The following is a 22,385-nucleotide window of genomic DNA, read 5'->3' as shown; positions in this document are numbered from 1 at the left end:
CCCCCCCCCCCCCCCCCCCCCCCCCCCCCCCCCCCGCCGCCCCCCCCCCCCCCCCGCTTCTCGCGTTCTCCCTGGCTCGCGACGGGCCGGGGCACGGTGGGGAGCTCGTGGCTCTCCTGGCGCCGTACGGGGCTCCTCGGCGTCTTCTGCACGGTCTTCGTGCTGCTCTTCAGCACGTTCGTACTCCAGCCATTTCTGATCCCCAGTGGCTCGATGGAACCCACCCTCCGTGTCGGAGACCGCTTGCTCGTCAACAAGTTGGCGTACCGTTTCGGTACCGCGCCGCAGCGTGGTGACGTGATCGTCTTCGACGGCACCGGCTCCTTCGTACAGGAGCCGGCCGGTGGGAACCCCGTCACCGGGCTGCTGCACGGGGCGGCCGCGGCCCTCGGACTCGCCGAGCCCGCCGAGACCGATTTCGTCAAGCGCGTGGTCGGTGTGGGGGGTGACCGTGTGGTCTGCTGCGACAAGGGGGGCAGGGTCGAAGTGAACGGCCGGGCCGTTGACGAGCGGTATGTGTACGCCGGTGACGCGCCCTCCCGCGTGCCTTTCGACATCGTCGTACCCGAGGGAACCCTGTGGGTGATGGGCGATCATCGCAGTAATTCGCGTGACTCCCGGGATCATCTCGGAGAGCCGGGAGGCGGGATGGTGCCCGTGGAGAGAGTGATCGGAAGGGCGGACTGGATCGGCTGGCCCGTGGGCCGCTGGGCCGTCCTGGAGCCCACAGACGCCTTCCGTGAGGTCCCGGCCCCGGGGAGCGGTGCCCATGGGTAAGCGCGGGCGTCCTGCCAATCACGGATACGACACCAGACTGCCGACCGGTTCCAGACCCACCACGGGGCGGGCGCTGCCGGGCCGCGCGGAGCGGCGCAAACTCGCCAGGAAGGTGAAGCGGCGCCGCAGCCGGTCCGCGGCCAAGGAGATCCCGCTGCTGATCACGGTGGCGCTGCTGATCGCCGTCGTCCTCAAGACGTTCCTGGTGCAGGCGTTCGTGATCCCTTCGGGATCCATGGAGCAGACGATCAGGATCAGCGACCGGGTGCTGGTGGACAAACTGACCCCCTGGTTCGGCTCCAAGCCGCAGCGCGGCGATGTCGTGGTCTTCAAGGACCCCGGTAACTGGCTCCAGGACGAGCAGCCCCCGCCGGACAACTCCCCGGTGGTGGTCAAGCAGCTCAAGGAAGGGCTGTCCGCCATCGGGCTGCTGCCGTCCGCGGATGACAAGGACCTGATCAAGCGGGTCGTCGCGGTCGGCGGTGACACCGTCAAGTGCTGTGACGTCAACGGCAAGGTGACCGTCAACGGCATGCCCCTCACCGAGCAGTACCTGAACCCCGGCAACGCGCCCTCCACGATCCCCTTCGAGGTACAGGTCCCCGCCGGACGCATCTTCGTCATGGGCGATCACCGCTCCAATTCGGCCGATTCCCGCTTTCATCTCCAGGAGGAGTACAGCGGTACGGTCTCCGAGGCCGGGGTCGTGGGCCGCGCGGTCGTCATCGCCTGGCCGCTCGACCACTGGAGCGGACTGGAGCAGCGGTCGACCTTCGCTTCCGTACCCGATGCGCGTGCCGCGCCGACCACGGCGGCCGGACCGTCGAATAGTCTGTCTTCCCAGGATCGAAACGGATTGGTCCGGCTCCCGACCCCTGCGGAACTCCCGCTCGTTATGGGAGTGGTGGGCCTGTCCCTTCTTCGGGACAGGCGATCACACAGAGTATTCGCGCGGAGTAAGGAGTGGATGTGGGGGATGTGGCGGTCGGCGCACGATCCGGACACGACGATCCCGAGGAGGGACGCGAGCAGCTCGCCGAGTCGCCCGAAGACGTGACGGACGAGTCGGCGGAACGGCGGGGCGACGGCGGGGACGGGCCGGACGGAGGCGGCGCGACGGCGCCGAGGAAGCCGCGTTCCTTCTGGAAGGAACTGCCCCTCCTGATCGGGATCGCGCTTCTTCTCGCCTTCCTGATCAAGGCTTTTCTCGTCCAGGCGTTCTCGATCCCCTCGGACTCGATGCAGGACACCCTGCAGCGCGGCGACCGGGTGCTGGTGGACAAGCTCACACCGTGGTTCGGCTCCGAGCCGCAGCGCGGCGAGGTCGTCGTCTTCAACGACCCGGGCGGCTGGCTGGACGGCGCGGAGACCCCCGAACCGAACGCGGTGCAGTGGGCCCTCGGCCTCATCGGGCTGATGCCCTCCTCCGACGAGAAGGACCTGATCAAGCGGGTCATCGCGGTCGGCGGCGACACGGTCGAATGCAAAAAGGGTGGAAAGGTCAACGTCAACGGCCACGCGCTGGACGAGACGGACTACATCTACCCGGGCAACACCCCTTGTGACGACGAGCCGTTCGGTCCGATCAAGGTGCCCAAGGGCAGCATCTGGGTGATGGGTGACCACCGGCAGAATTCGCTGGACTCCCGCTACCACCAAGAGCTTCCCGGCAACGGCACGGTCCAGAACTCGGACGTCGTGGGCCGCGCCTTCGTCGTCGCCTGGCCGGTCAACCGCTGGTCCTTCCTCCCGGTGCCCGGCACGTTCGACCAGTCCGGCCTGAATGCGGCGGCATCCGTCGCGACGGCCGCGACGCCCGGAGCGCTCGCCCTGGCCGGAGCCGTGCCGATCGTGCTGTGGCGCAGAAGGAGGCTGACCCGCCGGAGTACCGCCGGGTAGGGTGCCGTCCCAGATCGTTCTCCGAACGGGGGGAGTGCTGGGATGAGCACAACAGAACGTAAGAACAGCGGCCACGGCCGCCTTGGCAGTGCGCTGTCGGGGCTGGCCGTGGCCGTCGGCTGTGTGCTCTTCCTCGGAGGGTTCGTCTGGGCGGCGGTCGAGTACCGGCCGTACACCGTGCCCACCGACTCGATGGACCCGACCGTGAAGGCGGGGGACCGGGTGCTGGCCCAGCGGATCTCCGCCGGCGACATACGCCGGGGGGACGTGGTCGTCTTCACCGACTCCGAATGGAGCGACCTGCCGATGGTCAAGCGTGTGGTCGGCGTCGGCGGCGACACGGTCGCCTGCTGCGACGCGTCCGGCCGGCTGACCGTCAACGGCAAACCGGTCGAGGAGCCGTACGTACAAGGCATGCTCGGCGGACGGGCCTCCTCGACCGACTTCGACGCGAGCGTGCCCAAGGGCCAGCTCTTCCTGCTCGGCGACGAGCGCAGCGGCTCCCTGGACTCCCGCGTCCACCTCCAGGACCCCACGCAGGGCTCGGTGCCGCGCACGGCGGTGGACGCGCGCGTGGACGCCGTGGCCTGGCCGCTGGGCGGCATGATCGGCCGGCCCGCGGCCTTCGCCACGCTGCCGGGCGGCGTGTCCGCGCCCGGGCCGCTGCAAGCGCTCGTCGCGGCCGTGGTGGGCGGCGCGCTCCTGATCTTCGGAGGCGCGGCGTACGCACCGGTCGTACGGCTGATCGCGAAGAGGCGCCGGAGCGAGCCCCGTGGCGAGGGGGCGTCCGCCCATGCCGCCTGACGACCGCTCCGGGGCGGAGGCCGCTCGGGCACAGGCGCTCAGGAGGGTGGCGCGGGTGGTGCTGCTCGACCCTGAGGACCGCATTCTGCTGATGCACGGGTATGAGCCGAGCGATCCCGACCGCCGCTGGTGGTTCACGCCCGGTGGTGGCCTGGAGGGCGACGAGAGCCGAGAGGAGGCCGCGCTGCGCGAGCTGGCGGAGGAGACGGGGATCACACAGGTGGAGCTGGGGCCCGTGCTGTGGCGCCGTGTCTGCTCCTTCCCGTTCGACGGCCGCCGCTGGGACCAGGACGAGTGGTACTTCCTGGCACGTACGGCGCGGACCGAAGCCTCCCTCGGTGACCTCACCGACCTGGAACGACGCAGCGTCGCGGGGCTGAGGTGGTGGACCTCCGCCGAACTGTCGGCGGCGCGTGAGACGGTGTATCCGACCAGGCTCGCCGAGCTGCTGCGCACGCTGCTCGACGAGGGTCCCCCGGACACGCCGGTGGACCTCGCGCCCGAGCACGTCTAGCGGCGCGGGGGCCGGAGCACAATAGGGGAACGTACGGCTGAAGGGGAACATGCCATGAGCGCCGAGGACCTCGAAAAGTACGAGACCGAGATGGAGCTGAAGCTCTACCGGGAGTACCGCGATGTCGTCGGTCTGTTCAAATACGTGATCGAGACCGAGCGTCGTTTCTATCTCACCAACGACTACGAGATGCAGGTGCACTCGGTCCAGGGTGAGGTGTTTTTCGAGGTCACGATGGCAGATGCATGGGTCTGGGACATGTATAGGCCGGCCAGGTTCGTCAAGCAGGTGCGGGTGCTCACGTTCAAGGACGTGAATATCGAGGAGCTGAACAAGAGCGATCTCGAACTGCCCGGTGGCTGAAGCGTGTAAGGCCGGCCATCGGCCCTGAAGGCCCGGAGATCACCCGGACGGGTGAGCGAGTTATCCACACTCGATAGGTTTTCCACCAAGATCCACTCGTATCGGGAGATCGCGGCAGAGTCGGTGCCGGAGGTGGTGCCGAGATGAACGCGACGGGGGCACTGGGAAGGTACGGCGAGAGTCTCGCGGCGCGGCGGCTGGCCGCGGCGGGGATGATCGTGCTCGCCCGCAACTGGCGGTGCGGCAGGACGGGCGAGATCGACATCGTCGCCCGGGACAGCGATGCACAGGGCCGGGAGGCGCTGGTCGTCTGCGAGGTGAAGACCCGCAGAGCGGGTTCGTTCGAACACCCGATGGCCGCGGTCACTCCGGAGAAGGCCGACCGGCTGAGGCGGCTCGCCGCCTGCTGGCTGGACCGGCACGGCGGACCGCCGCCCGGCGGCGTACGGATCGACCTGATCGGCGTGGTGCTGCCCCGACGGGGTGCCCCCGAGGTCGAGCACGCGCGGGGGGTGGCCTGATGGGGTTCGCGCGTGCGTGTTCGGTCGCGCTGGTGGGTGTCGAGGGTGTGGTCGTCGAGGTCCAGGCCGATCTGGAGCCCGGCGTGGCCGCTTTCACCCTGGTCGGACTGCCCGACAAGAGCCTGGTGGAGAGCCGTGACCGGGTCAGGGCGGCCGTCGTCAACTCCGGCGGGGAGTGGCCGCAGAAGAAGCTCACGGTGGGGCTCAGCCCCGCCTCCGTCCCCAAGAGCGGCAGCGGCTTCGATCTCGCCGTCGCCTGCTCCGTCCTCGGGGCGGCCGAGCGTATCGACCCCAAGGTGATCGCCGATCTGGTGCTCATCGGGGAACTGGGCCTGGACGGGCGGGTCCGGCCGGTGCGCGGGGTGCTGCCCGCGGTGCTCGCGGCGGCCGAGGCCGGGTACCGCCAGGTCGTCGTCCCCGAGCAGACCGCGGGCGAGGCGTCCCTGGTGCCGGGAGTCTCCGTCCTCGGGGTACGGAGCCTGCGCCAGCTCATCGCCGTACTGACCGGCGAGGCGGTCCCGGACGAGCCGCAGGAGGCCGGGCAGGGCCGTCCTGACGCCATGCTGGCGGGACTGATGGTGCCCGGTGCCGGTGTGGGCACCGGACTCGCCACGGGCGCCGCGGGTGGCGGACACCGTCCTGACCTCGCGGACGTGGCGGGCCAGGCCGCCGCCCGTACCGCCCTTGAGGTGGCCGCGGCGGGCGGACATCATCTGCTGCTCCAAGGGCCGCCAGGCGCGGGCAAGACCATGCTCGCCGAGCGGCTGCCCGCCGTTCTGCCGCCGCTGACCGGCCAGGAATCCCTGGAGGTCACCGCGGTCCACTCGGTGGCGGGCATCCTCCCACCGGGTGAACCGCTCGTGCACACACCGCCGTACTGCGCACCGCACCACTCGGCGACCATGCAGTCACTGGTCGGTGGCGGGAACGGGCTGCCACGGCCCGGCGCGGTCTCGTTGGCACATCGCGGCGTACTTTTTCTGGACGAAGCGCCAGAATTCTCCGGACGGGCACTGGACGCCCTGCGGCAGCCCTTGGAGTCGGGCCACGTGGTCGTGGCACGCAGCGCGGGGGTGGTGCGGCTGCCGGCCCGCTTCCTCATGGTGCTCGCGGCCAACCCCTGCCCCTGCGGACGGCACACCCTGAACGGCGCGGGATGCGAGTGCCCGCCCTCGGTGATCCGCCGCTACCAGTCACGGCTCTCAGGGCCGCTGCTCGACCGGGTCGACCTGCGGGTGAATGTCCAGCCTGTCGGACGGGCCGATCTCCTGGGGCAGGGCGGCCGGGGCGAGTCGACGGCGGCGGTCGCCGCACGGGTACGGGAGGCCAGAGCGCGGTCCGCGGCCCGGCTGGACGGCACGCCCTGGTCGGTCAACAGCGAAGTCCCCGGCCATGAGCTGCGGACCCGCTGGCCCGTCGCCCCCGGAGCGCTCGGCGCCGCGGAACGGGATCTGGAGCGCGGGCTGCTCACCGCGCGCGGTCTCGACCGGGTCCTGAGAGTGGCCTGGACGGTCGCGGACCTCGCCGGCTGCGACCGGCCGGAAGCGCGCCACCTGGACCTCGCCCTGGAGCTGCGCACGGGCATCGCCCGGGGCGCCGGGGCCGCGGCGGGAGACGTCTCATGACCCACGTGGACCCCCAGGAGCGACTGGCGCGCGCCGCGCTCACCCGGGTCCTCGAACCGGGCGACGAACAGGGCGGCCGATGGCTGCGCGCGCTGGGCGCCGTCGGGCTGCTGGACCTGCTCGGCTCACCGGCCGGGGCCCAGGACGCCGTACGCGGGCAGCTCGCCGGAGCAACCGAGCGGCGGCTCGACGGCTACCGTGCCCGGGCGGCGCGGGCCATGCCCGAGCGCGATCTGTCGGCGATCACGGCGATCGGCGGCCGGTTCGTCTGCCCCGGCGACGCGGAGTGGCCGAGCCAGCTCGACGACCTCGGCGCGGCCCGGCCCATCGGCCTGTGGATCCGCGGCCGGCCGGATCTGCGGATCTGGTCCCTGCGCTCCGTCGCGGTCGTCGGAGCTCGGGCGTGTACTCCGTACGGGGCACATATGGCGGCCGCTCTCGGCTCCGGTCTCGCCGAACGCGGCTGGGTGGTGACCTCGGGCGCCGCGTTCGGCGTCGATGGAGCGGCCCACCGCGGCGCTCTGGCGGCCGACGGGGCGACCGTGGCCGTGCTCGCCTGCGGCGTCGACGTGGTCTACCCGCCGGGCCACGCCGAGTTGGTGGGCCGGATCGCTGAACAGGGCCTGGTCATCGGTGAATTACCCCCGGGTGACCATCCGACCCGCAGCAGATTCGTGCTGCGTAACCGTGTCATCGCGGCGCTCACCCGGGGCACCGTCGTGGTGGAGGCGGAGTACCGCAGCGGCTCCCTCGTCACGGCGCGCTGCGCACAGCGGCTCGGCCGTTTCACGATGGGCGTCCCGGGGCCCGCCACCAGCGGGCTCTCGGCAGGGGTGCACGAACTGCTGCGCGGCGAAGGCGTGCTGGTCACGGACGCCGCCGAAGTGGTCGAACTCGTCGGAGACATCGGAGACCTGGCCCCGGCCCGCCGGGGCCCCGTACTCCCCAGGGATCTGCTCGATCCGGCCAGCGCGCGGGTCCTTGAGGCATTGCCGGCCCGGGGCGCCGCCGACGGGCGGGAGATCGCGCGGGACGCGGGCACGACAGCGGACGAGGTGCTCGGCAGGCTGTACGAACTCCACTCGTTGGGGTTCGTCGAACGGCACGGCGACCGGTGGCAGTTGGCCTCCCGGACCACACCGGGGACGGTCGTGCGGCGAGGCGGTGCTTGACCTGGGGCATTCGGGTGAAAAGGTGAGAGGGATGATCCTCGAACCGCTACCGGCGACTCGCATCGGGCCGGTGCACGGACAGGACCTGGCGGGGTCGGCACCCGATCGAATACGTGGCCGACGGCATCCACCGGGGCGGGTCCGGCCGCCCACACCTCGCGCAGCGCGACGCCTCAGTCACGCTACGCTCACCTGGACTCCGGTCCAGCGAGATGTCCCCCGCACTTCACGGCAGAACGGCTCAAGGCGACGCATGCCCCAGCACACCTCCGGGTCTGATCGCGCGGCAGCGCCCCCGGCTGCCCGGAGCGCCGTGCGTTCCCCCGCGCCCTCGTCGCTCAACGAGTTGTGGCGGTCGTACAAGACCACGGGCGACGGCCGGCTGCGCGAGCAGCTCATCCTCCACTACTCGCCGCTGGTGAAGTATGTCGCGGGCCGGGTCAGTGTCGGGCTGCCCGCCAACGTCGAGCAGGCGGACTTCGTCTCCTCCGGGGTCTTCGGCCTCATCGACGCGATCGAGAAGTTCGACATCGAGCGATCGATCAAGTTCGAGACGTACGCGATCACCCGGATCCGCGGGGCCATGATCGACGAACTCCGGGCGCTGGACTGGATCCCGCGCTCCGTACGGCAGAAGGCACGAGCCGTCGAGCGCGCCTACGCCACCCTGGAAGCCCAGCTCAGGCGTACCCCCACCGAGGCGGAAGTGGCCGCGGAGATGGGTATCGCGCTGGAGGAACTGCACGCGGTTTTCAGCCAGTTGTCCCTGGCGAACGTCGTCGCGCTGGAGGAGCTCCTCCATGTCGGCGGCGAGGGCGGCGAGCGGCTCAGCCTGATGGACACCCTGGAGGACACCGCCGCCGACAATCCGGTGGAGGTCGCCGAGGACCGCGAGCTGAGACGGTTGCTGGCGCGCGCGATCAACACCCTCCCCGACCGCGAGAAAACGGTGGTCACGCTCTACTACTACGAGGGTCTGACCCTCGCCGAGATCGGCAATGTGCTCGGTGTGACCGAGAGCAGGGTCAGCCAGATCCACACAAAATCCGTGCTCCAACTGCGGGCCAAGCTGGCCGACGTCGGACGCTGAGGCTGTGCTGCCGCGATCGCATCCGTAAAGTGGAGGCGTGCCAAGGATTCGAGCGGCCTCCGTGGCCGAGCACCGGACCATGCAACGCGGCGCCCTGCTGGACGCCGCGCGCTCCCTCCTGTCCGAAGGCGGTACGGAAGCGCTGACCTTCCCCGCCCTCGCCGAGCGCACGGGCCTCGCCAGGTCCTCGGTCTACGAATACTTCCGCTCGCGCGCCGCCGTCGTCGAGGAACTGTGCGCCGTCGACTTCCCGGTCTGGGCGGCGGAGGTCGAAGCGGCCATGGCCGGTGCGGACACCCCCGAGGCCAAGATCGAGGCGTACGTACGGCAGCAGCTAGCCCTGGTCGGTGACCGGCGCCACCGCGCGGTCGTCGCCATCTCCGCGAGCGAGCTGGACGCCGGCGCCCGGGAGAAGATCCGTGCCGCGCACGGCGGCCTGATCGCCATGATCGTCGAAGCCCTGGCCGAACTGGGCCAGGAGCAGCCCCGGCTGGCCGCGATGCTGCTCCAGGGCGTGGTGGACGCGGCGGTCCGCCGTATCGAGCTCGGTGCGGCCGAGGCCCCGCAGGAGATCGCCGAGGCGGCCGTCGCCATGGCGCTGCGCGGCGTACGGGGCTGAACCCGGCGGGCCCGCGGCGCCCCGGACGGCGGGCCAGGACCGCCACCGCCAGCAGCACCAGCGCGTACGACCCGTACGCCCCGTGCGGAGCGCTGTACCCACCGGCCGGGACCGACTCCGCGGTCGTCCCCACCGGTCGCCTCGGCCTCGGAGGCGTGACCGTCGATGCCGGCGGTTCCGGCACTCCGAGCACCGGCAGCAGCCGGGACGGGCCCCGGCGGAGCATGCCCGGCGGCAGCAGCGACAGCGGGTCCAGGTAGGTGTCACCCCGTAGCAGCCCCCAGTGGAGGCAGGTCGTCGGGCAGTGGGAAGGGCCGGCCGCCAGCACCCCGACCACCTGGCCCGCCACGACCTGGTCCCCCTTCCTGACCAGCGGTTCCACCGGTTCGTAAGTGGTGCGCAGCGCTGGATCGCCCGTGCCGGGCAGGGTGATCGAGACCACCCCACGCCCCGCCACGGGGCCAGCGAACGAGACCCGCCCCGACGCGGCTGCCCGTACCGGCGCACCCGCGGGCGCCCCCAGGTCCACGCCGCGGTGACCGGGCCCGTACCCCGTCGCCGGCGGCTGCCAGCCGCGCAGCACCGTGGGCCGCGAGCCCACCGGCCAGGACCGGCGGCCGTCGGGGACGTCGGGCGGAACGGTGGACGGGGCGTCGGGAGGGGGCTCGGAAGGAGCGGGTGTCCCGGTCGGCGCGGGCGTCGGGGCGGCGGAGGCGTGAGGAGCCCAGAGCAGCCCCACGGCGAGCGTGAGGGCGATGGCGAGGGCAGGGGTGAAGGACGGCTTGCGGACATGGGCTCCGGCGCGGGCGAGCAGGCGCGGGAACAGGGAACGGCGGCTGACGCGATGGGTGATCATGCGATACACCGTGGACCCGAAACCCCGAACCGCGCTGATCATGAACCGGATCTGTGGACTACTGACCGGTTGTGGATAACGCCGTCACCCGAGGGTGCGAAGGTCCCGTACACTTCTTGTGGCGATCCGGGTCACCGGGTCGACTTCGCACGCCTCGTCATCGGCCTCTTCGCGCCGATGTCAGCGCTTCTCGGTCTCGGGCTCTTCCCGTGGCACAGCGCAATCGAGGCGTCAGGCGCGACTGCCGTCCGGCGGACGCGACAACCGAGTACCTCAAGGAGTACGGCCATGGCCGTCGTCACGATGCGGGAGCTGCTGGAAAGCGGCGTCCACTTCGGTCACCAGACCCGTCGTTGGAACCCGAAGATGAAGCGCTTCATCTTCACGGAGCGCAACGGCATCTACATCATCGACCTGCTCCAGTCGCTGTCGTACATCGACCGCGCCTACGAGTTCGTCAAGGAGACCGTCGCCCACGGCGGTTCCATCATGTTCGTCGGTACGAAGAAGCAGGCGCAGGAAGCCATCGCCGAGCAGGCGACGCGCGTAGGCATGCCCTACGTCAACCAGCGCTGGCTGGGCGGCATGCTCACCAACTTCTCCACCGTCTACAAGCGCCTTCAGCGTCTGAAGGAGCTTGAGCAGATCGACTTCGAGGACGTGGCCGCCTCCGGCCTCACCAAGAAGGAGCTGCTGGTTCTCTCCCGCGAGAAGGCCAAGCTGGAGAAGACCCTCGGTGGTATCCGCGAGATGCAGAAGGTGCCCAGCGCCGTCTGGATCGTCGACACCAAGAAGGAGCACATCGCCGTCGGTGAGGCGCGCAAGCTCCACATCCCGGTCGTCGCGATCCTCGACACCAACTGCGACCCCGACGAGGTCGACTACAAGATCCCGGGCAACGACGACGCGATCCGCTCCGTCACCCTGCTCACCCGCGTGATCGCCGACGCCGTCGCCGAGGGCCTCATCGCCCGTTCCGGCGTCGCCACCGGTGACTCGAAGCCGGGCGAGAAGGCCGCCGGCGAGCCCCTCGCCGAGTGGGAGCGCGACCTGCTTGAGGGCGAGAAGAAGGACGACGCCGAGAAGCCGGCCGAGGCCGCCACCGAGGCTCCGGCCGCTGAGGCTGCCGAGACCGTCGAGGCCGCCCCGGCCGCCGAGGCCGAGAAGCCCGCCGAGGAGGCGCCCGCCGCCGAGGCCCCGGCCGCGGACACCGAGCAGGCCTGACCTTCACCAGGTTCGGCAGTTGACGGCGGGGGCCCATCGGCCCCCGCCGTTCACCCGTAGATCTTTCAGACCTTCGAAAGAGAATTACAGATCATGGCGAACTTCACCGCCGCTGACGTCAAGAAGCTCCGCGAGCTCACCGGCGCCGGCATGATGGACTGCAAGAAGGCCCTGGAAGAGGCCGACGGCAGTGTCGACAAGGCCGTCGAGACGCTCCGCGTCAAGGGTCAGAAGGGCGTCGCCAAGCGCGAGGGCCGTTCGGCCGAGAACGGCGCTGTCGTCTCCCTCATCTCCGACGACAAGACCTCCGGCGTCCTCCTCGAGCTGAAGTGCGAGACGGACTTCGTCGCCAAGGGCGACAAGTTCCAGGCCGTGGCCAACACGCTCGCCGCCCACGTCGCCGCGACGTCCCCGGCCGACCTGGCCACGCTGCTCGCCTCCGAGATCGAGGCCGGCAAGACCGTCCAGGCGTACGTGGACGAGGCGAACGCGAACCTCGGCGAGAAGATCGTCCTGGACCGCTTCGCGCAGTTCACCGGCGGCTACGTCGCGGCGTACATGCACCGCACCATGCCCGACCTCCCGCCGCAGGTCGGCGTGCTGGTCGAGCTGGACAAGGAAGACGCCCAGGTCGCCAAGGACGTCGCGCAGCACATCACCGCCTTCGCGCCGAAGTACCTCAACCGCGACGAGGTCCCGGCCGAGACGGTCGAGAAGGAGCGCCGCGTCGCCGAGGCCACCTCGCGCGAGGAGGGCAAGCCCGAGGCCGCCCTTCCGAAGATCATCGAGGGTCGCGTCAACGGCTTCTTCAAGGAGAACGTCGTTCTGGAGCAGGCTTTCGCGAAGGACAACAAGAAGTCCGTTCAGAAGATCCTGGACGAGGCCGGTGTCACCCTGACGCGCTTCTCGCGCATCAAGGTCGGCGTCTGAGTCCGTACGCGATCAACCAAAGACCCCGATAGGGTCGGAGGCAGTCGCTCGCGTGTGCCTGACGGCATTACTTCGTAGGCGGCCGGGCGACCGCAGATCTGACGAGGAGGCCATTGCCGCACAGGGAACCGCAAGGACCCCGGCAATGGCCTTCTTCGTATGTGCACGAGGAGATCTCCATGGAACAGGCCGACAAGAGCGCCGAGAAGAGCGCCGACGGTGCGAAGCGCCGCTTCATGCTGAAGCTGTCCGGTGAGGCGTTCGCCGGCGGAGGCGCGCTCGGAGTCGATCCCGACGTCGTACACGCCATCGCCCGCGAGATCGCCGCCGTCGTCCGCGACGGCGCCCAGATCGCGGTCGTCCTCGGCGGCGGCAACTTCTTCCGCGGCGCCGAACTCCAGCAGCGCGGCATGGACCGGGCACGCTCCGACTACATGGGCATGCTCGGTACGGTCATGAACTGTCTGGCCCTCCAGGACTTCCTGGAGAAGGAAGGCATCGACTCCCGCGTCCAGACGGCCATCACCATGGGCCAGGTCGCGGAGCCGTACATCCCGCTGCGGGCCGTACGGCACCTGGAGAAGGGCCGCGTCGTCATCTTCGGCGCGGGTATGGGCATGCCGTACTTCTCCACCGACACCACCGCCGCCCAGCGCGCCCTGGAGATCGACGCCCAGGCGCTGTTGATGGGCAAGAACGGCGTGGACGGGGTGTACGACTCCGACCCCAAGACCAACCCCGACGCGGTCAAGTTCGACGCGCTCGAATACAGCGAGGTCATCGCCGGCGATCTGCGCGTCGCCGACATGACCGCGATCACGCTGTGCCAGGACAACCGGCTGCCGATCCTTGTATTCGAATTGCTGAAGGAAGGCAATATCGCGCGTGCGGTCAAGGGTGAGAAGATCGGCACGCTCGTGAGCGACCAGGGCACCCGGAGCTGATTCCGGGCTGCCCCGTACGGGGATGGACAAAGCCCTGCCGGTCGGACACCGTGCAGGACAGGACGCGACGCAGGTTCCGCCGGCCGGCAAGCATGCCGGGCCCACTCAAGACACGCAGGAGCAAGTGGTGATCGAAGAGACCCTCCTCGAGGCCGAGGAGAAGATGGAGAAGGCCGTCCTGGTCGCCAAAGACGACTTCGCCGCGATCCGCACCGGGCGTGCGCATCCGGCGATGTTCAACAAGATCGTGGCGGACTACTACGGTGCGCTCACCCCGATCAACCAGCTCGCCTCGTTCGCCGTACCCGAGGCGCGGATGGCCGTGGTGACCCCGTTCGACAAGAGCGCGCTGCGCAACATCGAGCAGGCCATCCGGGACTCCGACCTCGGCGTCAACCCGAGCAACGACGGCAACATCATCCGGGTGGTGTTCCCGGAGCTGACCCAGGACCGCCGCAAGGAGTTCATCAAGGTCGCCAAGACCAAGGCCGAGGACTCCAAGATCTCGATCCGCGCCGTACGCCGCAAGGCCAAGGAGACCATCGACAAGCTGGTCAAGGACGGAGAGGTCGGCGAGGACGAGGGACGCCGCGCCGAGAAGGAGCTCGACGACACCACCGCGAAGTACGTCGCGCAGGTGGACGAGCTGCTCAAGCACAAGGAAGCCGAGCTGCTCGAAGTCTGATGAACGACTCTTCCCGGGGGGCCTTGCCGACAGCCGGTTACTGGGGACCGACCGACCAGGGGGCTGCCCCGGCGGGTCCCGCATACGATGAGCATTCCGCACAGCAGACTCGGCCCATGCCCATCGTGCCCGACGAACCCGCGAACGGCGGGGACCAGAACGACGACCGGGGGGCTGCTCGGCCGGGCGGCCCCCTGTTCCGCGACGAGACTCCGCAGGAGCCCATGGCCGTCCCCCCGCCGTCCCCGCCGAAGAAGCGGGCCGGTCGTGATCTGCGCGCGGCCATAGGAGTCGGTGTCGGGCTCGGGGCGGTGGTCGCCGCGTCGCTCTTCATCGTCAAGGCCGTGTTCATCGGTGTCATAGCGATCGCCGTGGTCGTGGGGTTGTGGGAGCTGACCTCGCGGCTCGACGAGAAGAAGGGCATCAAGGCACCGCTCGTGCCGCTGGCCGTGGGCGGCGCCGCGATGGTCGTCGCCGGGTACGCGCGCGGCGCGGAGGGCGCCTGGGTCGCGATGGCCCTCACCGCGCTCGCCGTGCTGATCTGGCGCATGACGGAGCCGCCTGAGGGCTACCTCAAGGACGTCACCGCGGGGGTCTTCGCCGCGTTCTACGTGCCGTTCCTGGCGACCTTCGTCGCGATGATGCTCACGGCGGGGGACGGTTCGCAGCGTGTGCTGATGTTCCTCGTGCTGACCGTCGTCAGCGACACCGGCGCGTACGCCGTCGGCTGGCGCTTCGGTACGCACAAGCTCGCGCCGCGTATCAGCCCCGGCAAGACCTGGGAGGGGCTCGGCGGCGCCGTCACCTTCGCGATGGTGGCCGGCGCGCTGCTGATGGAGTTCCTGATCGACGGTGGCGCCTGGTGGCAGGGGCTGCTGATCGGCCTGGCCGTCGCGGCCAGCGCCACGCTCGGCGACCTCGGCGAGTCCATGATCAAGCGTGACCTCGGGATCAAGGACATGGGGACGCTGCTGCCGGGACACGGCGGGATCATGGACCGGCTCGACTCGCTGCTGCCCACGGCGCCGGTGGTCTGGCTGCTGCTGGTGCTCTTCGTCGGGTCCTGAACGTCCCGACCGCCCTGCCCGCTGTGACTGACGGTTTTGGCGGCTCCGACGGTTCTGACACGGGCAAAGGTGCTGCCAGGTACCGCTCGGGACCCGTGCGGGGACGGTGCGTGCTTCTGCGTGCTTCAGAGGAGGGGGTACGCCGCCCACAGGGCGGCGTACCCCCTCTCCCATGGTGCCGATGCACGGGGAACGGGCCACGCGGCGTCGTCTGCGACACTGGACGGACCATGCCTGCACCCGGAGAACTCACTTTCGTCGCGCCCCGCGGAGCCAAGAAGCCCCCGCGGCATCTCGCCGACCTCACCCCCGCCGAGCGCCGCGAGGCCGTCGCCGCCATCGGGGAGAAGGCGTTCCGCGCCAAGCAACTGTCGCAGCACTACTTCGCGCGCTACGCGCACGATCCCGAGCAGTGGACCGACATCCCGGCCGCCGCGCGACAGAAACTCGCGACGGAACTGCTGCCCGAGCTGATGTCGGTGGTACGGCACATCTCGTGCGACGACGACACGACCCGTAAGACGCTCTGGCGGCTGCATGACGGCACGCTCGTCGAGTCCGTACTGATGCGCTATCCCGACCGGGTCACCATGTGCATCTCGTCGCAGGCGGGCTGCGGGATGAACTGCCCCTTCTGCGCGACCGGACAGGCCGGGCTGGACCGCAACCTGTCCACCGCGGAGATCGTCCACCAGATCGTCGACGGGATGCGCGCCCTGCGCGACGGCGAGGTCCCCGGTGGCCCCGCGCGGCTGTCCAACATCGTCTTCATGGGCATGGGCGAGCCCCTCGCCAACTACAAGCGCGTCGTCGGCGCGATCCGCCGGCTCACCGACCCCGAGCCGGACGGTCTGGGCATCTCGCAGCGCGGGATCACCGTCTCCACGGTCGGACTGGTGCCCGCGATGCTGCGCTTCGCCGACGAGGGCTTCAAGTGCCGGCTCGCGGTCTCCCTGCACGCCCCCGACGACGAGCTGCGCGACACCCTCGTTCCGGTCAATACGCGCTGGAAGGTACGGGAGGTGCTGGACGCCGCGTGGGAGTACGCGGAGAAGTCCGGCCGCCGGATCTCCATCGAGTACGCCCTGATCCGCGACATCAACGACCAGGCATGGCGTGGCGACCGGCTGGGTCGGCTCCTCAAGGGCAAGCGGGTCCACGTCAACCTGATCCCGCTCAACCCGACGCCGGGCTCGAAGTGGACGGCGTCGCGCCCGGAGGACGAGAAGAAGTTCGTCGAGGCGATCGCGGCGCACGGCGTGCCGGTGACCGTGCGGGACACACGTGGTCAGGAGATCGACGGGGCGTGCGGACAGTTGGCCGCCACGGAGCGCTAGCGGGGCCTGGGGGTAACCTTGGCTCGAAACGCATTGCATATTTTCCGACAGGGGAGCGCCACAGCGCTGAGAGTGCGGCACATGTCCGTGAGAGCGGGCAGCGGTCGCAGACCCTCTGAACCTTGCCCAGGTCATTCTGGGTAGGAAGTTCGGACATCACTCAAGCTGTTGCGCCCTGTCCGGGGCCCGGACCGTACCTACGGCCGGCCCCCGGACAGGGCCGCGTCTTCTCCTGGACATCCCAGGAGGAAAATCAGTGAGCACCATCCGTACCCGTACCGGCGTCAGAAACGCGGCGTACGCCGCGCTCGCGGCGACCCTCGGTGTCGCCACCCTCGCCGCCTGTGGCGGCTCCGACGGCTCAGCGTCGTCCGGCGACGGGGGGAGCGGTGGCACGAAGTCCAAGACCGTCACCCTCGTCAGCCATGACTCGTTCAACGCGTCCCCCGCGGTGCTGAAGGAGTTCACCAAGGAGACCGGCTACACCGTCAAGGTGCTGAAGAGCGGCGATGCCGGCGCGGCGCTCAACAAGGAGATCCTGACCAAGGGATCGCCCCAGGGCGACGTCTTCTTCGGTGTCGACAACACCCTGCTCTCCCGCGCCCTCGACAACGGCCTGTTCACGCCGTACGAGGCGAAGGGCCTGGACCGGGTCGACGCGAGCGTGCGGCTCGACAAGGAGAAGCATCGGGTCACCCCGATCGACAACGGCGATATTTGTATTAACTACGACAAGAAGTACTTCGCGGACAAGAAGCTTGCGCCGCCGCAGTCCTTCGACGACCTGATCAAGCCCCAGTACAAGAACCTCCTCGTCACCGAGAACGCAGCGACCTCCTCGCCCGGCCTCGGCTTCCTCCTGGGTACCGTCGCGCGCTACGGGGACGACGGCTGGCAGGACTACTGGAAGAAGCTCAAGGCCAACGGCGTCCAGGTCGTCGACGGCTGGGAGCAGGCGTACAACGAGAGCTTCTCCGGCTCCGCGGGCGGCAAGAAGGCCAAGGGCGACCGGCCGCTGGTCGTCTCGTACGCCTCCAGCCCGCCTGTCGAGGTGCTGTACGCGAAGCCGCAGCCCCAGCAGGCCCCGACAGGAGTCTCCACGGGTACGTGCTTCCGGCAGACCGAGTTCGCGGGGCTGCTCGACGGCGCGAAGAACGTGGCGGGCGGCAAGGCCCTGCTGGACTTCCTGATCAGTGAGAAATTCCAGGCGGACATGCCGCTGAACATGTTCGTCAACCCGGTGGTCAAGGGCGTCGCGCTGCCCGAGCTGTTCACGAAGTTCGGCGCGACCGTCGACCGGCCCGAGACCGTGGCACCCGACCGCATCGCCGCCAACCGTGAGCAGTGGATCCAGTCGTGGTCCTCACTCGTAGTGAAGTAACCGCCGAGGAGAAGGGCCGGGCGGCGCGGGACGGCCGGAGCGGGCGAGGCGCCGTGCGGCGCGGTGGCGGCGTACGGGGCGGCCTACGGGGCGCTTTGCGGCGCCTGGAGCGGCAAGGGCGCCGACGTGGGCGTGGGCGTGGAAACGCTGTACGCCTCGCCCTCATGGCCGGGCCTCTCGCCTTCTTCGCCGTCTTCTTCGCCTATCCCGTGGCCGCGATCGTCGGCCGCGGCCTCAAGGCGGACGGTGCCTGGCAGTTCGGCCGCGTCGGCGACGTACTGAGCCGCCCCGACATCCTCGGCGTCCTGTGGTTCACCACGTGGCAGGCGCTCGCCTCCACCGCGCTCACACTGCTGATCGCGCTGCCCGGCGCCTATGTCTTCGCGCGCTTCGCCTTCCCGGGGAAGCAACTCCTGCGCGCCGTCGTCACCGTGCCCTTCGTGCTGCCCACCGTCGTCGTCGGCACCGCCTTCCTGGCCCTTCTCGGACGCGGCGGTCTCCTCGACGACCTGTGGGGCGTACGGCTCGACACCACCGTCTGGGCCATCCTTCTCGCCCATGTCTTCTTCAACTACGCGGTGGTCGTACGCACCGTGGGCGGCCTGTGGTCACAGCTCGACCCGCGCCAGGAGGAAGCCGCGCGTGTACTGGGCGCCGGGCGTCTCGCGGCGTGGTGGCGTGTGACGCTTCCCGCGCTCGCCCCCGCCGTCGCCGCCGCGGCGCTGATGGTCTTCCTCTTCACCTTCACCTCCTTCGGCGTCGTACAGATCCTCGGCGGTCCCGGCTTCTCCACCCTTGAGGTCGAGATCTACCGGCAGACCGCGCAACTCCTCGACCTTCCCACCGCCGCCGTGCTGACGCTGGTGCAGTTCGCGGCGGTCGGCGCGATCCTCGCCGTACACGCCGGGACCGTACGGAGGCGGGAGACCGCGCTGAAGCTGGTCGACCCGGCGCAGACCGCGCGCCGGCCCCGCGGAACCGGGCAGTGGGCGCTGCTAGGCGGCGTGCTCGCGACCGTCGCGCTGCTGATCCTTCTGCCGCTGGGGGTGCTCGTCGAGCGTTCCCTCGACGGCCCCGGCGGGTACGGATTCGCCCATTACCGGGCGCTCGCCTCGGTGGACGCGAGCGGCGGCACCTTCCTTGTGCCACCGCTGGAGGCGGTCTGGAACTCGCTGCGGTTCGCGCTGGTGGCCACGGCCATCGCGGTGGTGATCGGCGGCCTCGCCGCCGCCGCGCTGACCCGTCGCGCCGGACGCCTCGTACGGGGCTTCGACGCGCTGCTGATGCTGCCGCTCGGCGTCTCCGCCGTCACCGTCGGCTTCGGCTTCCTGATCACGCTCGACAAGCCGCCGCTCGACCTGCGGGCCTCCTGGATCCTCGTGCCGCTCGCCCAGGCGCTGGTGGGTGTGCCCTTCGTCGTACGGACCATGCTGCCGGTGCTGCGCGCGGTCGACGGGCGGCTGCGCGAGGCGGCGGCCGTCCTCGGGGCGTCCCCGCTGCGCGCTTGGCGGGAGATCGACCTGCCGTTGGTACGGCGGGCCACGCTCGTCGCGGCAGGGTTCGCCTTCGCCGTCTCGCTCGGTGAGTTCGGCGCGACGGTCTTCATCGCGCGTCCCGACCGGCCGACCCTGCCGGTGGCCGTGGCGCGGCTGCTGAGCCGGCCCGGCGAGCTCAACTACGGGCAGGCGATGGCACTGTCCACGGTCCTGATGGTGGTGTGCGCGGTGTCGCTGCTGGCGCTCGAACGTATCCGTACCGACCGCTCCGGAGAGTTCTGATGGCTTTGCTGACCCTGTCGGACGTGACCGTACGGTTCGGCACCGGCACCGCACCGTACGCCGCGCTCGACGCGGTCGATCTGGAGGTCGCCGAGCACGAGATCGTCTGTGTGCTCGGGCCGAGCGGCAGTGGCAAGTCGACACTGCTGCGCGTCGTGGCGGGTCTCCAGGCCCCGGACCGCGGGCAGGTCTCCCTCGACGGCGCCGACCAGTCGGGGGTGCCGGTGCACCGGCGTGGCGTCGGGCTGATGTTCCAGGACCACCAGCTCTTCCCACAGCGCGACGTGGCGGGGAACGTCGCCTTCGGCCTGCGGATGCGCGGCGCGTCCCGCGACGAGCAGTCCCGGCGGGTCGACGAACTGCTCGAACTCGTGGGACTGCCGGGCGCCGGACGGCGCGCCGTCGCCGCGCTGTCCGGCGGCGAACAGCAACGGGTCGCCCTGGCCCGGGCGCTCGCGCCCCGGCCGCGGCTGCTGATGCTGGACGAGCCGCTCGGCCAGTTGGACCGGAGCCTGCGCGAGCGTCTCGTGGTCGAACTGCGCGGCCTCTTCGGACGGCTCGGCACGACCGTGCTCGCCGTCACTCACGACCAGGGCGAGGCATTCGCGCTGGCCGACCGCGTCGTGGTGATGCGCGACGGCCGCATCGCCCAGAGCGGCACACCGCTGGAGGTCTGGCAGCGGCCGGCCTCCGCGTTCGTGGCACGGTTCCTCGGCTTCGACAATGTCGTGGCCGCGACGGTGCGCGACGGGGCCGCAGACACCGCCTGGGGCCGGATTCCCGTACCGAACGGCTCCGCACGGGGGGAACGTCTGCTCCTGGTACGGCCGGCCGGCGTACGGCTGGTCGACGCCGCGCAGGGGCTGCGCTGCACCGTCGAGGCCCGTACGTTCCGGGGCAGTCGCGTCGCCGTACTGCTGCGCCCGGACCGGCCCGGTGACGGACCGGTCCTGGAGGCCGAGTGCGGGCTGCACGAAGCCCCGGCGGAGGGTACGACGGTAGGGGTCGCCTTCGCCGCCGAGGACGTGGTGGTCCTGGAGGAGAGGGACGAGCGCCCCGTACGGGGCGTAGAGGCAGCGCCCTGAACCCGGCTCACGGAGTGCAGGCGGCGGCGATGGCGAGGCTGTCCTCGTAGACGCGGTAGCGGGTGATCAGGCCGTCCTCCACGGTCAGCCGCATGGCGAAGGGCGAGCGGAACGACCTGCCCGTGCCCCGTACGGTGCCCGCGAGCCGGCCACTGAGCGCGGCCTCCGCACCGTCCGCGACAAGAACGTCCACGGAGGAGCCGTCCGGGTCGGGATACTGTCCCTCGGCGAGTTCCCGGAAGTGGTCCGCGACGTCGGCGCGCGTCGTGCGGGGCCGGATCCACGGGACAGCGGAGTTGTCGGCGATGACCCAGTCCACCTTCTCCGCGAACAGTTCGGCGATACGGGCGGGGTCGCCCTCCGCGATCCGTTGGAGCAGAAGCCGGGCGGTGGAGCGAGTGCGTTCGGTGAGGGCGGTGCCGTCGGCCATGTGAGATCCCCTGCTCAAGCGTGCGTGTCCGTACAGGGGCGAGCCTGTCGCGCAGTGGCCGCGGCGTCGATTACCTCACGGGTCATGCCGTCGGCGGAGCGGCGGACGTTGACGCGGAGTCGGAGACCGCGTCGTTCAGTTGGAGAGCCTGGCGAGCGCCGCAGGGGCTTCGTCCACCGAGTCGACGAGCGCGATCCGTGCCTCCATCGGGCGTTCCTTCGCCAGCGCTTGGAGCAGCGGCCACGTCGGGAGCCGCTCGGTCCAGTGGGCGCGGTCGACCAGGACCATCGGGGTCGGTTCGCCGCGCGACTGGTAGTAGTTCGGCGTCGCGTTGTCGAAGATCTCCTGGACGGTGCCCGCCGCACCGGGCAGGAAGACCACCCCCGCGTTCGAGCGGGCCAGCAAGCCGTCCTCGCGGGTCGCGTTGGCGAAATACTTGGCGATGTGGCCGGCGAAGGCGTTGGGCGGTTCGTGGCCGTAGAACCAGGTGGGGATTCCGATCGAGCCGTCGCCCTTCGGCCAGCGCGCCCTGACCTCGAAGGCGGCCTGCGCCCATGCCGAGACGGAGGGGACGAACGACGGGGCCTCGGCGAGCACTTCGAGAGCCTTGTCCAGCATCTCGTCCGGGTGGGAAGCGGCGTACGCGCCCAGGTTCGCGGCCTCCATGGCGCCGGGGCCGCCACCGGTGGCCACGGTCAGCCCCGTACGGGTGAGGGAGCGTCCGAGGCGGGCCGCACCGGCGTACGCGTCGGTGCCACGGGCCATCGCGTGCCCGCCCATGACGCCCACGACGCGCGCGCCGACCACGAGTTCGTCCAGGGCGTCCGAGACCGCGTCGTCGTGCACGGAGCGCAGCATGGACGCGAATATGTCGCCGTCGGCCTTGGTCCGCTGGAACCAGGCGTAGGCGAGGGCGTCGGGGGTGGCCTCGTAGCCGCCGTCCGCAAGGCCCTCGAAGAGCTGCTCGGGGGAGTAGAGGAACCCCCGGTACGGGTCGAACGGCAGATTGGGCACGGGCGGGAAGACCATGGCATCGTCGGCGCGCACCTTCGACGCGGCGTCGGGCTCCATGGGGCAGCCGAGGAAGACGGTGTCGGCGGTGTCGACACGGAGGAGTTCCGGCGTACGGGCCGTCAGATCGACGGACTGCACGCGGTATCCGCGGAGTGTCCCCAGGGACCGTACGGTGCGGTCGAACTCGTCGAGGGACTCGATCTCGCGGTCCTGGCGGTGCGCGGTGGGCTGCTTGTCGTTCGACATGGGCTCACGATAGGGGATCCTCCT

Annotated in this window: 21 protein-coding genes, 2 pseudogenes and 1 riboswitch; of the genes and pseudogenes, 20 read left to right on the top strand and 3 right to left on the bottom strand. The window is 70.3% G+C overall.

Features of this window, described 5'->3' with window-relative positions; all coding sequences use genetic code 11:
* Positions 1-96 precede the first annotated feature (96 nt).
* From lepB (ACIO3P_RS36130) to ACIO3P_RS36080, 11 genes and pseudogenes are all read left to right on the top strand, one after another.
* Positions 97-777, top strand: coding sequence for a signal peptidase I (gene lepB / locus ACIO3P_RS36130; protein WP_401978271.1), 681 nt, complete (start codon positions 97-99; stop codon positions 775-777).
* Positions 770-1,859, top strand: a pseudogene (lepB, locus tag ACIO3P_RS36125) (signal peptidase I); the annotation flags it as partial. The gene lepB (ACIO3P_RS36130) and the pseudogene lepB (ACIO3P_RS36125), both read left to right, overlap by 8 nt.
* The gene (gene lepB / locus ACIO3P_RS36120; protein ID WP_401855452.1) at positions 1,756-2,676 is read left to right on the top strand and encodes a signal peptidase I; all 921 of its coding nucleotides are present in this window, start codon (positions 1,756-1,758) and stop codon (positions 2,674-2,676) included. The pseudogene lepB (ACIO3P_RS36125) and the gene lepB (ACIO3P_RS36120), both read left to right, overlap by 104 nt.
* Positions 2,677-2,718: 42 nt before the next feature.
* Complete coding sequence (lepB, locus tag ACIO3P_RS36115) at positions 2,719-3,480, top strand: signal peptidase I (protein ID WP_401855410.1); 762 nt, start codon at positions 2,719-2,721, stop codon at positions 3,478-3,480.
* Positions 3,470-3,994 carry an NUDIX hydrolase gene (locus ACIO3P_RS36110; RefSeq protein ID WP_329823022.1) on the top strand — a complete coding sequence of 175 codons (525 nt, stop codon included), beginning with the start codon at positions 3,470-3,472 and terminating at the stop codon, positions 3,992-3,994. Before lepB (ACIO3P_RS36115) ends, ACIO3P_RS36110 begins: the two co-directional genes overlap by 11 nt.
* 54 nt (positions 3,995-4,048) lie before the next feature.
* Positions 4,049-4,357: a DUF2469 domain-containing protein gene (locus ACIO3P_RS36105; RefSeq protein WP_014675276.1), complete on the top strand. Its 309-nt coding sequence runs from the start codon at positions 4,049-4,051 to the stop codon at positions 4,355-4,357.
* A gap of 143 nt (positions 4,358-4,500) precedes the next feature.
* On the top strand, positions 4,501-4,878 hold the full coding sequence (locus tag ACIO3P_RS36100; protein ID WP_401855407.1) for a YraN family protein: 378 nt from the start codon (positions 4,501-4,503) through the stop codon (positions 4,876-4,878).
* The gene (locus ACIO3P_RS36095) at positions 4,878-6,503 is read left to right on the top strand and encodes a YifB family Mg chelatase-like AAA ATPase (RefSeq protein ID WP_401855406.1); all 1,626 of its coding nucleotides are present in this window, start codon (positions 4,878-4,880) and stop codon (positions 6,501-6,503) included. Before ACIO3P_RS36100 ends, ACIO3P_RS36095 begins: the two co-directional genes overlap by 1 nt.
* Positions 6,500-7,675 carry a DNA-processing protein DprA gene (dprA, locus tag ACIO3P_RS36090; RefSeq protein ID WP_401855404.1) on the top strand — a complete coding sequence of 392 codons (1,176 nt, stop codon included), beginning with the start codon at positions 6,500-6,502 and terminating at the stop codon, positions 7,673-7,675. The genes ACIO3P_RS36095 and dprA overlap by 4 nt, the downstream gene beginning before the upstream one ends.
* A 253-nt stretch (positions 7,676-7,928) precedes the next feature.
* Entirely contained in the window at positions 7,929-8,765 is an 837-nt protein-coding gene (whiG, locus tag ACIO3P_RS36085) for an RNA polymerase sigma factor WhiG (RefSeq protein WP_329823018.1), read from the top strand.
* Positions 8,766-8,826: 61 nt separating this feature from the next.
* Positions 8,827-9,384 carry a TetR/AcrR family transcriptional regulator gene (locus tag ACIO3P_RS36080; RefSeq protein WP_329823089.1) on the top strand — a complete coding sequence of 186 codons (558 nt, stop codon included), beginning with the start codon at positions 8,827-8,829 and terminating at the stop codon, positions 9,382-9,384.
* 172 nt (positions 9,385-9,556) lie between these two features.
* On the opposite strand, the pseudogene ACIO3P_RS36075 reads toward ACIO3P_RS36080, so the two are convergent.
* A pseudogene (locus ACIO3P_RS36075) lies at positions 9,557-10,123 on the bottom strand (peptidoglycan DD-metalloendopeptidase family protein); the annotation flags it as partial.
* A 405-nt stretch (positions 10,124-10,528) separates the two neighbouring features.
* Between ACIO3P_RS36075 and rpsB the strand changes: the two are divergent.
* The 9 genes from rpsB to ACIO3P_RS36030 all read left to right on the top strand — a co-directional run bounded on the left by rpsB (position 10,529) and on the right by ACIO3P_RS36030 (position 20,671).
* Complete coding sequence (rpsB, locus tag ACIO3P_RS36070) at positions 10,529-11,464, top strand: 30S ribosomal protein S2 (protein WP_329823017.1); 936 nt, start codon at positions 10,529-10,531, stop codon at positions 11,462-11,464.
* Positions 11,465-11,557: 93 nt separating this feature from the next.
* Complete coding sequence (gene tsf, locus ACIO3P_RS36065; protein ID WP_329823016.1) at positions 11,558-12,394, top strand: translation elongation factor Ts; 837 nt, start codon at positions 11,558-11,560, stop codon at positions 12,392-12,394.
* 179 nt (positions 12,395-12,573) lie between these two features.
* Complete coding sequence (gene pyrH / locus ACIO3P_RS36060; protein WP_329823015.1) at positions 12,574-13,338, top strand: UMP kinase; 765 nt, start codon at positions 12,574-12,576, stop codon at positions 13,336-13,338.
* A 127-nt stretch (positions 13,339-13,465) separates the two neighbouring features.
* Positions 13,466-14,023 (top strand): ribosome recycling factor, encoded by a 558-nt coding sequence (gene frr / locus ACIO3P_RS36055; protein WP_046499668.1) that lies wholly within the window; start codon positions 13,466-13,468, stop codon positions 14,021-14,023.
* The gene (locus ACIO3P_RS36050; protein WP_329823014.1) at positions 14,023-15,090 is read left to right on the top strand and encodes a phosphatidate cytidylyltransferase; all 1,068 of its coding nucleotides are present in this window, start codon (positions 14,023-14,025) and stop codon (positions 15,088-15,090) included. The genes frr and ACIO3P_RS36050 overlap by 1 nt, the downstream gene beginning before the upstream one ends.
* A gap of 230 nt (positions 15,091-15,320) precedes the next feature.
* Positions 15,321-16,427: a 23S rRNA (adenine(2503)-C(2))-methyltransferase RlmN gene (gene rlmN, locus ACIO3P_RS36045; protein ID WP_329823013.1), complete on the top strand. Its 1,107-nt coding sequence runs from the start codon at positions 15,321-15,323 to the stop codon at positions 16,425-16,427.
* Between the two features lie 39 nt (positions 16,428-16,466).
* A riboswitch (TPP riboswitch) is annotated at positions 16,467-16,592 on the top strand.
* A 91-nt stretch (positions 16,593-16,683) separates the two neighbouring features.
* Positions 16,684-17,808 (top strand): thiamine ABC transporter substrate binding subunit, encoded by a 1,125-nt coding sequence (locus ACIO3P_RS36040; protein WP_401855401.1) that lies wholly within the window; start codon positions 16,684-16,686, stop codon positions 17,806-17,808.
* 164 nt (positions 17,809-17,972) lie between these two features.
* The gene (locus tag ACIO3P_RS36035) at positions 17,973-19,586 is read left to right on the top strand and encodes an ABC transporter permease (protein WP_401855399.1); all 1,614 of its coding nucleotides are present in this window, start codon (positions 17,973-17,975) and stop codon (positions 19,584-19,586) included.
* Positions 19,586-20,671 carry an ABC transporter ATP-binding protein gene (locus tag ACIO3P_RS36030; protein ID WP_329823010.1) on the top strand — a complete coding sequence of 362 codons (1,086 nt, stop codon included), beginning with the start codon at positions 19,586-19,588 and terminating at the stop codon, positions 20,669-20,671. Before ACIO3P_RS36035 ends, ACIO3P_RS36030 begins: the two co-directional genes overlap by 1 nt.
* A gap of 7 nt (positions 20,672-20,678) precedes the next feature.
* On the opposite strand, the gene ACIO3P_RS36025 is transcribed toward ACIO3P_RS36030, so the two are convergent.
* Both ACIO3P_RS36025 and ACIO3P_RS36020 read right to left on the bottom strand, forming a co-directional pair.
* Positions 20,679-21,101, bottom strand: coding sequence for a nuclear transport factor 2 family protein (locus ACIO3P_RS36025; RefSeq protein WP_401855396.1), 423 nt, complete (start codon positions 21,099-21,101; stop codon positions 20,679-20,681).
* 135 nt (positions 21,102-21,236) lie between these two features.
* Positions 21,237-22,361 (bottom strand): LOG family protein, encoded by a 1,125-nt coding sequence (locus ACIO3P_RS36020; protein ID WP_401855394.1) that lies wholly within the window; start codon positions 22,359-22,361, stop codon positions 21,237-21,239.
* Between the last annotated feature and the right edge of the window lie 24 nt (positions 22,362-22,385).

The organism is Streptomyces sp. NPDC087310 (genome assembly GCF_044744405.1).
GTDB lineage: Bacteria > Actinomycetota > Actinomycetes > Streptomycetales > Streptomycetaceae > Streptomyces.
This window is presented reverse-complemented; position numbering and strand designations above follow the sequence as displayed.